The 13,629-nt window shown below is 39.0% G+C and carries 11 protein-coding genes; 10 read left to right on the top strand and 1 reads right to left on the bottom strand.

The genetic code is table 11. The features are described from left to right. Positions 1-695: 695 nt before the first annotated feature. The 3 genes from BN1765_RS13010 (at position 696) to BN1765_RS13005 (ending at position 2,115) form a co-directional block, all read left to right on the top strand. The gene (locus BN1765_RS13010) at positions 696-1,163 is read left to right on the top strand and encodes a hypothetical protein (protein WP_050615539.1); all 468 of its coding nucleotides are present in this window, start codon (positions 696-698) and stop codon (positions 1,161-1,163) included. Further along, positions 1,148-1,429 (top strand): hypothetical protein, encoded by a 282-nt coding sequence (locus BN1765_RS20105; protein WP_154666091.1) that lies wholly within the window; start codon positions 1,148-1,150, stop codon positions 1,427-1,429. The genes BN1765_RS13010 and BN1765_RS20105 overlap by 16 nt, the downstream gene beginning before the upstream one ends. 209 nt (positions 1,430-1,638) lie before the next feature. Further along, positions 1,639-2,115, top strand: a complete 477-nt coding sequence (locus tag BN1765_RS13005) for a hypothetical protein (protein ID WP_050615538.1) — start codon at positions 1,639-1,641, stop codon at positions 2,113-2,115. Positions 2,116-2,294: 179 nt separating this feature from the next. On the opposite strand, the gene BN1765_RS13000 is transcribed toward BN1765_RS13005, so the two are convergent. Then, positions 2,295-2,966 (bottom strand): hypothetical protein, encoded by a 672-nt coding sequence (locus BN1765_RS13000; RefSeq protein WP_050615537.1) that lies wholly within the window; start codon positions 2,964-2,966, stop codon positions 2,295-2,297. Between the two features lie 141 nt (positions 2,967-3,107). Between BN1765_RS13000 and BN1765_RS12995 the strand changes: the two genes are divergently transcribed. The 7 genes from BN1765_RS12995 to BN1765_RS20470 all read left to right on the top strand — a co-directional run bounded on the left by BN1765_RS12995 (position 3,108) and on the right by BN1765_RS20470 (position 13,106). Continuing rightward, on the top strand, positions 3,108-5,591 hold the full coding sequence (locus BN1765_RS12995; RefSeq protein ID WP_050615536.1) for an AAA family ATPase: 2,484 nt from the start codon (positions 3,108-3,110) through the stop codon (positions 5,589-5,591). Beyond that, positions 5,588-6,865, top strand: a complete 1,278-nt coding sequence (locus BN1765_RS12990) for an McrC family protein (RefSeq protein ID WP_050615535.1) — start codon at positions 5,588-5,590, stop codon at positions 6,863-6,865. The genes BN1765_RS12995 and BN1765_RS12990 overlap by 4 nt, the downstream gene beginning before the upstream one ends. Positions 6,866-7,199: 334 nt before the next feature. Beyond that, entirely contained in the window at positions 7,200-9,137 is a 1,938-nt protein-coding gene (locus BN1765_RS12985) for a hypothetical protein (protein WP_069203030.1), read from the top strand. Then, positions 9,124-9,969, top strand: coding sequence for a hypothetical protein (locus BN1765_RS12980; protein ID WP_050615534.1), 846 nt, complete (start codon positions 9,124-9,126; stop codon positions 9,967-9,969). Before BN1765_RS12985 ends, BN1765_RS12980 begins: the two co-directional genes overlap by 14 nt. 2 nt (positions 9,970-9,971) lie before the next feature. After that, positions 9,972-10,745 (top strand): DUF6339 family protein, encoded by a 774-nt coding sequence (locus BN1765_RS20475; protein ID WP_230199529.1) that lies wholly within the window; start codon positions 9,972-9,974, stop codon positions 10,743-10,745. 66 nt (positions 10,746-10,811) lie between these two features. Next, entirely contained in the window at positions 10,812-12,632 is a 1,821-nt protein-coding gene (locus tag BN1765_RS12970; RefSeq protein ID WP_050615533.1) for a GmrSD restriction endonuclease domain-containing protein, read from the top strand. 228 nt (positions 12,633-12,860) lie between these two features. Continuing rightward, positions 12,861-13,106, top strand: a complete 246-nt coding sequence (locus BN1765_RS20470) for a hypothetical protein (protein ID WP_050615532.1) — start codon at positions 12,861-12,863, stop codon at positions 13,104-13,106. The last annotated feature ends 523 nt before the right edge of the window (positions 13,107-13,629 follow it).

Raw genomic sequence — 13,629 nt, 5'->3', positions numbered from 1 at the left:
TTATCATTGAATAAATTCAGGAATAAGTCTTCTTCCATCATTAGAGGAATAATTAAAACAGCCAGTTTCCGGTGCAACACCGCCGACTGGCTGTTTGTATGTGTTCACACAGATTTTGGAATGGAAGCAGCAATGCAAAGAAGGCGTCAGCTATATGCTTGGCGCCTTGCTAGTTTGTTTATTTACTCATAATAAGAGTAGTCTCGGATAGTTTTGATTACTTTTTCGTTATGTTTTTCTTGCTGTTTATAAACCCAATCAGCTAATTCTCTTTCTTGTGCTAGTTTTTCTCTATGCAGTTGTTCCGCATGTCTTCTTTGATCATAAATAACTGCTTCTTCATATGTATGTGCATAACCAATTTCAACTCAAGTAATTATACGTGTTAATGTTGATACCATAAAGTCCACATTCTCTTTAGATAATGAGACTCCTTTTTCTTTCCATTTTTTCTCTACTGAACTTATTTTATTTTGGACTTCGTCACATTCGGATTGCAGTCTGTCTAATTCTTCTTTTGTCTTTGACTCTTCTATTTCTTCTCTCCATTTTTCTTTATTGGTACTCTTATCTATAAGAACAAAAAAACAGTCCAATATAAATTACTGGTAAATTATAACAAAACATTTACTGCTTGAAGTGAATATTTGATACATTTGAAAGTGTGTAACTATTTATATCTTCGGAGGGGTTTTATGGCATTTTTATTGTTTTATTTGTTAGTAATTCCTTTATCAACACTTTTACATGAAATAGGTCATGCGATTGGTTTCGTAATATCTACTAAAGATGGGATTGCAAAAGTGTACTTGGGAACCAAAGACAGCTCTAATAAGGAGAATTTTCGAATAGGAAGAATATATTTTCATATAAGGTGGCACTATGTGGGTTATTGTGTTTATACATATGAAGAAATATGCAAATATCAAAGAATAACCATTCTGATCTTTGGGCCATTATTTTCTTTGTTAATTTGTTTCACACTATATATTTTGGTATTAATGTTTAATATAACTTTAAATTATTTCTTATTAGGAATATTTTTGTATAATTTACTCCAATTCATTGTCACTATTATTCCTATTAAGTATCCTTCTTGGTGGTGGGGGTATGGCGGAATGTCATCTGATGGTTATAAGATCTTGAAATGTTTGAAAAGTTAGTGAAAATGGACACAAACCGTAAGGGAACGCCTAATCCAGATAATACAGTAAGCCAACCATTAATCGTCCAGTCATCTTTTGCGTTGACGACTTTGCCATCAGGATACATACAGTTGGTGGATGCTATGTCATATCCTTTTTCTACAAAGATTACTTTCCCGCTTGTTGCTACAGCTGAAGGTTTTCTGAACAACCAGTTGATTTTGTCTGTATCATGGATACGCTCACCTTATACGGTCACTATACAAGAGACTCATTTGTTATAAACATTTTGATAAAGGATAGCTGATTGAATCAGAGTGGCTTTTGAAGGTGGCTTGTGGCGATTAGTAATTGAATAATTAACATTCAAATCTATATGATTTTGCCCCGGTACCACAGATGCCGATGTGACTGTAGTATAATATTCTTAAACAGGTTCTGTACTAGCAAGTAACATTTAAACCAATAAAAAACACACCTAAGGAAGTGTATTATGCTTAAAGAAGAATTAATTGAATATATCGAAGAATACGGTTTGACCCGCAATGATACAAATGACTTTATCGCCGATGCTATTTACAATAATGGCCCAGAAGAACTGTTAGAGTTCCTCAGCGGAAAAGATTTTATGAACGATTTACCCAAAGCATTAGCCATATATTGCTTCAGAAATGGCCCTATTGAAGATATGCACGCCGGTTACAGTGTTGAAACAGCACCAGAGGGTACAAAACCAGAAGATATCAGTCAATTGTCTCAAGAAGATATGAAAATACTGAACAAGTATATAGTAGACAAGCTAGGTTTTATGTTGCATCTACTGATGGAAGGTCGTTACACCGATATGGCAACACTTTTGGAATGGCCCCAGTTATGCAGTAGTGATTGGGACGATCCTGATATCGAAAAAGAAGAAACGAAATGGCAGAATTTTTTAGCGGAAATCCAAAAAACGCATATAAAGCTTTAAACAAACAAAACGTAGTTCTAATTTCGCTGCCGTTAATTCGTCTAAGGCTTCTTTTCTTCTTCGAAGTCATAAATGAGCAGAACATTTTATTGGGCCGTCCAACAAAATGTTCTGCCTTTTGTGTCTTACCGACAACTCCCATAGGGAACGACTAATCCGGATATTGATTTTATCCTGAATCAAAGTGCTTTTGCCTTTTTTAATAGCTCAGCGACCGGATAGTATTCGACATGTGGTTTATTGCGGTTGAAATTATCATCGGTGAAAGAAATGCCAATCAAGGCGATAATCGGCGTGTCGCCTGTTTTGGAAGTGGTGATGTTGGTGATGGCATCTCCTTTGAAGAGAGGAAGCGGCTTTGTGCTTTTTAGCTTAGTGTCATATACATATAGTTTGCCGGAGATGACAGTGCCGTACTTCGAGCCTTGCACAAGCAGGATATAGCGGTCATCCAGCCAAACTGCGCCTCTTGGCGTAACGGAAGATTTTGATTTCTTGGAATCGACAATTGTTTCGACTCCTTTTGCAGGGGAGAAAATGCGGACCGCCCCGTCTTCTTCCCATTCATATTGGGTAAATACGACTTTCTCGCCGGATGGAGAATAATCATAGCTGGGGAAATCCGAATATTGGTTGAGGGGATAGCTTGTTTTTTTACCATTCGGGTTCTTTACTTGCAACGCATTATTGATAAAATTGTGGGATAATTCATATGCTTTTTTTGGTACAGAACTAGTGGAAGCAACTGCTGTTTGTTTTCTATCATTAGTCATGCCATAAGAAAAAACGATACACAAAAATAGTACGAATAAAATTCCTCCAGTAATTCCCTTCTTCAATCCTTTTCTCATTTTGTTAACCTCCTGTTTTTGGTAGTTTTGTTATTATACCCATATTTTTGCTTTATCTATGTATATTTCCGGGTATTAGAAATGATTCGGTTTTTCTGGGGAGGTATAATTAAGAAAGCAAAAAGCTGAAAGGGGATTACCTTGGACTATTTACGCGATAAAATATTACGTTACTACACAGAAAAAATAGTGGAAGATTTGCAAGCAGCACAAGCACTGCACAGAGAATTTTTGGAGAGCTTTTCCTTGGATAAACTATCGGAAATGCCTGTAGAAAAATATGCCTTGGGAAAAACAAAGAGAGGCTCGTTTGGCTGGTGGTTGGAGTATCATACCATTCCTTTGGGCAGTATTAAGGGCGGAAGTGCCGCCAAGCATATCATTTATTACCGGAAGAAAGATCAGCGGTGGGAATTCCCGGCTCAGTTCGGAGATGTGGAGAAGGCTTGGGAACAGCTTAGAGCTGATATATTAGAGCTTATTCATAATTTCGATGGAGAAACGTATACAAATATCGAAGAAAATAATCTATTATTTCGTGCCAATATGTTAAGAGGAAAGATTCTATATTTATATCACCCGGACAAATTCGTCACAGTCTATAACGAAAATCATCTAAAACTGTTTTTGAAGAAATTAGGTGTGGCAGAAGGAAATCTCAAAGGGAAAAACTCTATTGAATTAAATATGATGCTAAAACAAGAAATATCAAAGAATAAAGCTTTTGCAGATATTGATCCGCTTGTGGTTGTCTGGTTTCTATATCATGAGTTTATGCGTAAAGAGGAGTATTGGAAAATCGCTCCTGGCAGGGATGCGGCCTATTGGGGAGATTGTCTGGCTGGCGGTTATATTTCATTAGGCTGGGATGAAGTCGGCGATTTAACCGAATTCAATGATTATGATGAGTTCAAGGAAGCTTTCCAAAAAATCAGTATTCAAAAAACAACACAGGAAAATACCGAGAAAGCAAATGAATTATGGGAATTCTATCAATTGAAGACTGGTGATAAAATCATCGCCAATAAAGGGAAATCTCAAATCCTGGCTATTGGCACCGTAAAAGATAAAGGGTATGAATTCCGTGAGGATCTTGCCGGACATAAGCACGTGGTTTATGTGGATTGGGACACTGTCTACGAGCCGGCTCTTATTATTCCTAAACAAGAGCGATGGGGTTTTAAAATGGTTGATAAGGTCGGAAAAAAACAGGTGCTGGAATGGACAGAGATTAATCAAGGCACTATTTCGTATCCTATTGCACAATACTCAGCCGAGGAAGAACAGTTTTTCGAAATGGTAGAAAAAGCATTAGAGCGTAAAGGGCAACTCATTTTATACGGACCGCCGGGAACTGGGAAGACGTATATGGCCCGAAAGTTCATTGCGTGGAAAAACCAAAAAGATGAGCTGTTTAAGAGAGAGGATCAGAATCCTTTAAAAACATGGTTAATGATCGCCTCCGAAAAAGCGGAAACCTTTCGGTGGGAGCAATTATGGGATGGTTCCATACAGAAATGGCAAGCTAAAACGGTGGCCAAGAACTTCAAAAATGCGAAAAAAGGCGAGAAAATTCTTTGTTATCGTGGCGGAAGTTCTGCAAGAGCGCTAGTTGGTATTGCTGAAGTGGAAAAAGAATACGATGGAGAAGGCATAGTTGTTAAAGGTATCAGGGGATTTGAAAAGGAAATACCTTATGAAGCATATAAAGATTTGCAATGCTATACCACCACACAAGCAGGAAGAATGGGCAATCGAGGTACAATGTTTGAGATAAATGAGGAGTTTACCCATTGGGTAAAGGATACCTTGCTTGAAGAAGGAGATGTTGAGAGTGCTGGAATTTTGGATCAGTATGTGAATCAGAATAATTCCGAATTCTGCACTTTCCATCCATCCTTCCAATATGAAGATTTTATAGAAGGCTTCAAACCTGTCCAATCTGATCAGGGCATGATCAGCTTCCAATTAGAGAAGGGCATATTCCGCCGTTTTGCTGAAAAAGCGCATGAAATGGAAGATAGCAGCTTCTATTTTATAATTGATGAATTGAACCGGGGGAACGTTCCAAAGATTTTCGGTGAAATGATTACGTTATTAGAAAAAGATAAACGCGGCATGGAAGTCCGGTTGCCGCAAAGTAAAGATGCCTTCAGCATTCCATCTAACTTGTTTTTGATTGGCACGATGAATACGTCCGACCGAAGTATTAAAATGATGGATGCCGCCTTAAAGCGAAGATTCGCATTTATTGAGTGTATGCCGGATTACAGTCTTATTTCAAAGCCTTTGGATTTACTGAGCATCACACCGGCGGATATCTTGCGTTCAATTAATGAGAAATTGCTGTATTTACAAGGGAGAGACAAGCAAATTGGGCATGCTTATTTCATGTATGAAGGTGAAGAAGTGACCTCCATCACTGAATTGAAAGAGATTTTTAAATTGGAAATTATTCCGCTCATCCAGGAATATTGCTTCGATGATTATAGTCAGCTGGCTGAAATCATTGGAGATGATTTTGTTGATGTTGATCGGATGGATATTAATGTGGAACTCCTTAACGGTACAGACGATGCCTTCATCCAAGCCATCGAAAAACAATTTAAGGGCTTAACCTCATGAAAACACAATATATCCTAAGTGAGTATAGTGATGATATTATACTGCCTGATTATGAATTGACGGTGGAAGAGAGAGAATATTTGACCGAGATCTCTATTGTCAATGAATCAAGGCCATGGGAGAAACGATTTTATTTCGATGAGCTGAGGAATGGATTACGCATACGAACACAAAGTTGGGTAGGGGTAATTGAACTCGATCAGGCGCGGATCATCATTCAACCAAAATTCAATAAAGGGTTCACATCATTAACAGAGATGATGGCTTTTGCAGAAGAATGGCCACTTTATAGGAAACAATATACATCAGGAGAATTGGAAAGCACGAATCTGCTTGAAATCCTTGTGCGTCTTTTTCTTCAAGAAGTGGACCTTATTATTGGGAGAGGGTTCTTTAAAGAATATGTAACAGAAAGAAATAATCTTCGCCAAATAAGAGGAAAAGTAGATTTTCGTCGTAATATGAAACATAATTTTAACCTCCCTGTAAGAGTTTATTGTGAATATGATGAGTTCGTAACCAATATCGTTGAAAACCAAGTCCTATTAACGGTCTTATCGACAGTCAGCCGATTGCCTCTGCAAAAGGATACAAAGCAGCAACTGAATATCCTGCGCTCCCAACTGGAACAGATTTGTCAGGAATACAAGGGCACTAATTGGCCCAGTTTTCACTACCACCGTTTGAACGCGCATTATGAACAAGCGCATAAGTTAGGAGAGTATTTGTGGAAAAGACTATCGGCATCCACTTTTTTTGAGCGGCATACTTTCTATTATTCATTTTTGATTGATATGAATGAGCTATTCGAAAAATTCATCGTACAACTATTACGTAAATACTTGCCTCGAACATACAAAGTACACCATGGCAAACGTGTAACGAAAGCAATCTTATGCAATGGAGATAGCTACCGCTATATCATCCCAGATATCGTGGTTGAAAATAAGCAGATTCGCCAGATGGTAGTGTTGGATGTGAAGTATAAACAATATGGCAAGCGGAAAGTGGAGAACAGTGATATATACCAACTTGCCTTTTATGCCCAATACTATTCTAATGGCCATAATGAAGACTATGGAGCTTCTATTATATATCCGAAATATAAAGAAGATCTTATTCAAGAGAACAGCCTACTATTGAATGGGGGGACAAGCTATCAAGGTATTCTCCACATCAAGGCCGTTTCAATTGAAGAGGTTTTATACGCTGTTGCAAAGAGGGATTTGAAGTGGTTAGGGAGCGTTGCTTTGAATATAGTAGGTAGGAAATAGTCGGTTGAAAAAAAGCTAATATACTAGCTTTCAAAAGGAGGTCAACAATCCATGGATCAAAAAAACTATTATCGCTTTCTTAAACTTCTAAAGATAATTTAAGGAGATATTACTCTTAGCGAATCGAAGAATTATTGAAACATAGTGAACCGAAAGAGGCAATTGAGGATAATATCATATCCTCAATTGCCTCTTTTAGTATATAAAATTGATTATTCCTTTTTAAGAAAAGAGTTTAATAGTAAAATAGTTTCAAAAGATAGTTATCTACAGTAAGTCTATAGTTCAATCCACAAATTTGAAAACCCATACATAGAAAAGCTAGGTGAGACATATGCCATATTGGAATTTCCCGGCCGTGATAGGCGGGAATATCAATTCAATCAACAATGCGGGACTGGAGACATTCCGCGATAATGCATTAGATTCCCTTACAAGGGAAATCTGTCAAAATTCCCTCGATGCCGTGAAGGATGTCAGTAAGCCTGTAACGGTCGAATTTAATCAGTTCACAGCTGAAACGACTCTTTTCCCAGGGAAAGGGGAAATGGTCGAGGTATTCCGTGCCTGCGAGGAAACGTGGAAAAACAAGAACAAAAAAAGCGAGGAATTCATCGATCAAGCGTTAGAGCTGCTTGGCAAAAAGAATTTAAATTTCCTTAGAGTAAGTGATTTCAACACAATCGGCCTCAAAGGAGCGAAAGAAGCGGAACTTGGTTCACCGTGGAGTTCGCTTGTGAAGGAGGCTGGTTCATCAAATAAAGGGGATGAATCCGGCGGCAGCTTCGGAATCGGTAAGGCTGCACCGTTTCTGAATTCACAATTGCGGACGCTCTTCTATTCCAGCTTGGACGAGGACGGATATGCTTCCCATATCGGTGTGGCGAATATCATGTCTTTCATAAAAAAGAACCAGGAAATAACGGTTGGTAATGGATATTTCACCGACCATAAGGATTCGCGCGCCATCGAAGGGCTGATCCATATCGACCATTCATTCGAACGTGCCGAATCGGGAACGGATATCTTCATTGCGGCGTTCGAGCCGGGAAGCGGTTGGGAACAAGAAATCATTCGTTCCATCCTTCATAATTTCTTCATTACCGTCTTCCGTAAAAAACTTGTTGTGAAGGTCAATGATTTCACTATTAGCCATGAAAACCTTGATGAATTGATCGGGGGATTGGAAGACAATGAAGAGAACCGCATCCTAAAGAATTATTACCGGCTACTGTCTTCAGAAGACACAATAAAGGTGCCTTATCCTGCCCGGTCCTATAAACGAGGGATTGCGTTCGAGGAAGGGGAAGCTGAATTGTTACTCATGGAAGGAGAGGATTTGAACCGTCGTGTTCTTATGACAAGGAAGACAGGGATGAGGCTCTTTGAACAGAAGAACATCAACGGAAGCATCTCCTTCACTGGTCTATTTATGATTACCGGAAGCCATATGAACAGCCTGTTCAAGCAATTGGAGAATCCTGCGCATAATGGCTGGATGCCGAACCGATACGAAAAGGACCCCAAATTGGCCAACAAAATCTATGCTGACCTGAGGAAATTCATCAGGGAGCAGGTGAAGGAACTGTTCAATCGAAACACGGCGGACGTCATGGACGCCGTGGGACTAAGTGATTTCCTACCTAATAGGGTGTCGGTTTCCGAACAAGGGAAAAACAAAACGGAATCAATCAATTCGACCATCAAGTCAATTACCTACAAGAAAAAAGAGCAGCAGCCTAAGAAGAAACAACGGAAGAAAGGGACCGAACCTTCCGATATCGATGAACAGCTACTTGGTGAATTCGGCATCGGGCCGGGCGAGTCGGGAGGAAATGGATTCTCCGAGGGCGGCCAGGGAGGCGATGCCGGCGGCGGGACTTCCGAAACAGAAGGAAAGCATGATGTCGATGAGGGAGCAGAAGGAAATTTAAGTAACGAAAAAAAGAAATCACCAAAAACGACCCCTGTTGCCAGCAAACAGAAATACATATGCAACGATAAGGCCAATGGTGCCTATCAATTCATGATTTCCCCCGACAAGGCTCTCCAGAAGGGGGAATTGAAATTTACCGTCATGGGGGAACAAAGCGACTTCGACCTGCCTGTTAGGATAGCTCATTTCATGGATAGTGATATCCATGTAGAGAGGATAGCAGGGAATACGGTTCATTTTACATGCGATACGAAAAAGAAAAACCTGAATATCCGAATTGAGGTCGACTATAGCGAGTACTGTGCAATGGAGGTGGAAGTCTATGAAGTTAAGTAATTCTTTCCCGTATCCCGTGCTAAGGACTGATAATGACGATTATATAAATTCCAGCTTCCATGTCGCCTACGATGTGGTCAATTCATTCGGAGAACTGAGAATAAAAGCTGAATTTGAGCTGGACAATGAGGGGATTGTCGGACTGATTACATCTGGAGTCGCCAAGTACATGCTCCATATAGAAGGACAGCAGACGAGCTTTCGCAAACTCTATAAGTCTCATAGTGGAAGAATGGAAGTGAGCATCCCGACCGACCAATTGCGAGGAAAGGTGGCCGTCCATTCATTCGTTGTCGCGGATCGTCCATTGCATAACTATACGAACAATAAGCTGAACGATTGGTATAAAGGTGTCGCTATCCATTTCGAAAAGGGCAATTTCCTGGCAATCGGCGAAGCCATTGAAATGAACCTATTCGAGGACCATACGGAATTCCTGGATCTCCCATCCATTGTGAACATTCAGAAAGCGGTGGAAGGTGAGTTCATGGAAGTGGACATCCATTCGAACCATATCGTCATTTCCCTTCCTGCGTTTGAATATGGGCAATACGCTGTCAACGCGAATTCGAGGCTCAAACAGACCATCCTTACAATGGTTATCGTACCGGCATTGACGGAGGTTTTCTCCAAAATCAAGGAGAACGGTGACGACCTGGAGGAATACACCTGGTACCAAGTGATGGGGAAAATTTTTGAAGAGAACGGATATCGGCTTGAGGATGTAGGCACTGAAAGGCTGTCCTCATTGAAAGCGGCACAGCTTGTATTAAGGAAACCACTGAAGCTGAGCTTTGAGGAAATAGACAAAATGAACAAGGTAGAGGATTGAATATGAAATTACAGATCATATCGGAGGATACCCTCCAAGACTTGAGGGTGAATTACAAAGCATACAGCCCCTATTACCATAACATCGACGATGAGTGGTTCAACTCTTATTTCGCAGAGGAAGGCAGAATCATCGAAACGAAAATCGATGTTGAATTGCCTGAAATGAACATGGATGATTCCTATGCCATCAGCGATAAAGATAACGTGAAAAAGGTATACACGGCCCTTAAGCATCTGACCATCGTACAGGCGACACAGGAACGGCTCTGGTCGGGACTTGCCCATCTGCAGATGAGGGATTACAGCTTTTACCGCCTAAGGGAAGAACTTAAGAAAGGCAACGATAATCGGATCAATACCGGACTCTTTTTCAAAAATGGAAACAAGCGTTCCTTATTTGTCCATGTCCTTGCGCGCCTTTGGTGGGTCGGTTATATGACTTATGATGAAAACAATCATGAGAACCCTTATTGGCTGACGGACTTTTTTTGCGAGAGTGATTTCTCGGCACGCTCCGTTCTCTTTTTTTCCAGCAACTTCACAGCGAACCGACCTATCACCGTTGGCATCTTGAAGGCGCTCATTCGCTTGAAGGAAAGCGGTGTAAGCATCAAGCGGGACCACTTCGTGCAAGCAACTAAATACTTGAATGTCGTTGGGGGGGCCATGGTGCTGGATGTGTTGGATGCGGATGAGGTTGAGGAGATGGTGTTTGGGTATTTGATGAAATATTATCATCTTGAACAGTGTATTATGGTAGATTCTCAAGTTTGATGGAATGAAGATATATCCATTTGTTTAGGCATTGAGAGGAACGACAACATAATTGGAGGCTAGAAAATGGCTAGTACTTTTAAGTCAAATGATACACCGGTATCTGATATTTTACGTAATATTGAAGAAGGACTCATACAGTTACCTGATTTTCAACGTGGATGGGTTTGGGATGACAATCGGATCAAGTCTTTGGTCGCTAGTATAACCAATTCCTTCCCCGTGGGGGCTTTGATGTTCTTGGAATATAGTAAAGAAGGGAAAATTCATTTTAAATATCGACCGTTTACTGGTGCAACAGCATCATCAAGCCCTGAAATATTGGTTCTTGATGGTCAGCAAAGAATGACCTCTATATTCAATGCATTATATTCGCAAAATGCCGTTCCTACTAAAACGGAAAAGAATAAACCGATTAAACGGTTCTATTATTTAGATATCAAAAGATGCTTAGATCGTTCAATAGATCGAATTGATGCTATCGTTTCCGTTCCTGAAGATAAAATAATCCGGTCTAATTTTGGTAGGGATATAGAGTTGGACATTAGTAATCGAGATAAAGAGTTTGAAAATCATATGTTTCCTCTAAATATCGTGTTTGATTCAATTGCATGTACCATGTGGATGAATGATTATCAAAAATTTTATAATTATGACTCGATAATCTTAACTATGTATGCAAAATTTATTGCTGAAATCTTGGTTCCGATTCAAAGTTATAAGGTTCCCGTTATTACTTTGAGTAAGGATACACCTAAAGAAGCGGTTTGCCAAGTTTTTGAAAATGTTAATACGGGTGGGGTCTCATTAACTGTTTTTGAATTAATGACGGCTACTTTTGCTGCTGACAATTTCGAACTACGCAAGGATTGGGAAAAACGGTTCGATACGTTTATACAAAAATCAGCTTTATCTTTTTCTAATCAGAATGAAGCCATTCTTTCTGTAGTTTCCTCAACAGATTTTTTGACTGCCATTACTTTATTAGATCGTTATTACGTTAAATTAAATGGAGGAGAAGCAATCAGTTGCAAGAAAAGGGATGTTTTAAAGTTAACACTTACAAAATATCAACAATATGCAGATGATGTAATGGAAGGCTTTATCCAAGCAGCAAGTTTCCTAAAAGAACAGAGAATATTCACCTCTAGAGATTTACCTTATAGCACTCAACTTATACCGCTTGCGGTTATATTGGCCATTTTAAAGTCCAAAGCACAAGACAGTACTATCAAAGATAAAATTTCTTCTTGGTATTGGTGTGGAGTCTTGGGAGAAATGTATGGGGGAGCTAATGAAACAAGATATGCAAATGATGTTGGGGGAATGATTGACTGGATTAATGGTGGCGGTGAACCTGATACCATTAAAAGAGCTTATTTTCAGCCAATGAGGTTATTATCATTACAGTCCAGATTAAGTGCAGCATATAAAGGAATTATGGCATTAATATTAAAAGACGGTTGTTTAGATTTTATTAATGGAAGGTCTATGGATTTTACAGTATTTTTAGATGAAAATACAGATATTCATCATGTATTTCCAAGAGCCTATTGTGAATCTCAAAAAATTGATAAAACCAAATGGAATTCAATAGTTAATAAAACGCCGCTATTTGCTCGGACAAATAGAATTATAGGAGGGAATCCACCGAGCGAATATCTAAATAAAATTGAAGCTAATAATCATGTGGATAGAACAAAGCTTGATTACTTTATTAGTACACATAATATAGATGTAAACGATCTGCGTAATGATAACTTTGATGATTATTTTATCAAAAGATCCAAGTCACTAATAGATTTAATTGGTAAAGCAATGGGTAAACCGATTTCACATTTAGATGGAGAAGACGTAATCACTGCGTTTGGTGCTCCGTTGAATTAATTTTTTGTTATTGTAAATAGTTGGGAAAATTAAAGAAGAGCATCCTGAATGGACTGATAGAGAAATTCAACGTCAAGTTCAAGAAATGTCAGAAGTTGACGTTGAAAAGGAAACTAAAAAAGAGGAATGCTTAAATACCAAGATGAAACGCATATCCCACGTGTAGTTGAAGAATTTCTGAGTAACTGAGAATCACAATTATAAGGTATAGAATAATTTAATGCTATTTTGACAGTTGCCTATAAAAATCGTGTAATTGCTTATTATGATATATTTAAGAAACAACTGACAGAACGGGGAGGAAAATTGAATGTGGTGATGACGTTTCGTTTCGGTAATGAAGATGATCCTACGCCACTAGATCCTGAAATTGTCAAAGGTATGTTTAAGGACTATACTGCATTTACTGGCATTGAGTTTGTTGCTGGTGAAAAAAAACACGGCGAGGATACTTATTTTGAAGATATTGTGTAGCGTGCCACCCGAGATGGTAACGGACGAAACTCTAAGAATATAGACCTTGTGATTGTGGCAAACCAACTGCTGACAGGTTATGATTCAAGAGTTGAGTAATATGGGAGAATACGAGCAAGCGCAGTTACTGAAGGAATTTGTACATAATGAGCTTCTGCCTGGTAAATATTGAGCGATTTGGATTTTGATCAGGCGTTTAAAAATTGGAAAGAAAGTAAGCTGCAGAATATGTTTACTGATTCTCTTTGGAATGGGGGTTAGACAGTGAATTACTTGGAAAATCATTAAATTTATATTCTACTCTCAGCCGGATGTAGTTCCTTACATTAACGAATTCATTAGTAGTGTTGACTATAATAAGGCAACTAATCACACGGCAGGCAATAAGGCATAATATGACGCTAACTAATAAATTACCAGAGTGGATTGCGGAGACCAAGCAAAAATATAGTTAACAAAACTTGTGTTTTTACTTTTTGAACTCCACGCTAGCATAAGCTGTGGAGTTCTTTACTTTGCATAA

Origin of the sequence: Bacillus testis, from assembly GCF_001243895.1 — a bacterium.
Taxonomy (GTDB): domain Bacteria; phylum Bacillota; class Bacilli; order Bacillales; family DSM-1321; genus Bacillus_AD; species Bacillus_AD testis.
This window is presented reverse-complemented; position numbering and strand designations above follow the sequence as displayed.

What these genes read in the sequence shown, in the direction of transcription:
- BN1765_RS13010 (WP_050615539.1), top strand. Translation starts at nt 696, where the DNA reads ATGGCATTTTTATTGTTTTATTTGTTAGTAATTCCTTTATCAACACTT.
- BN1765_RS20105 (WP_154666091.1), top strand. Translation starts at nt 1,148, where the DNA reads ATGTTTGAAAAGTTAGTGAAAATGGACACAAACCGTAAGGGAACGCCT.
- BN1765_RS13005 (WP_050615538.1), top strand. Translation starts at nt 1,639, where the DNA reads ATGCTTAAAGAAGAATTAATTGAATATATCGAAGAATACGGTTTGACC.
- BN1765_RS13000 (WP_050615537.1), bottom strand. Translation starts at nt 2,966, where the DNA reads ATGAGAAAAGGATTGAAGAAGGGAATTACTGGAGGAATTTTATTCGTA.
- BN1765_RS12990 (WP_050615535.1), top strand. Translation starts at nt 5,588, where the DNA reads ATGAAAACACAATATATCCTAAGTGAGTATAGTGATGATATTATACTG.
- BN1765_RS12985 (WP_069203030.1), top strand. Translation starts at nt 7,200, where the DNA reads ATGCCATATTGGAATTTCCCGGCCGTGATAGGCGGGAATATCAATTCA.
- BN1765_RS12980 (WP_050615534.1), top strand. Translation starts at nt 9,124, where the DNA reads ATGAAGTTAAGTAATTCTTTCCCGTATCCCGTGCTAAGGACTGATAAT.
- BN1765_RS20475 (WP_230199529.1), top strand. Translation starts at nt 9,972, where the DNA reads ATGAAATTACAGATCATATCGGAGGATACCCTCCAAGACTTGAGGGTG.
- BN1765_RS12970 (WP_050615533.1), top strand. Translation starts at nt 10,812, where the DNA reads ATGGCTAGTACTTTTAAGTCAAATGATACACCGGTATCTGATATTTTA.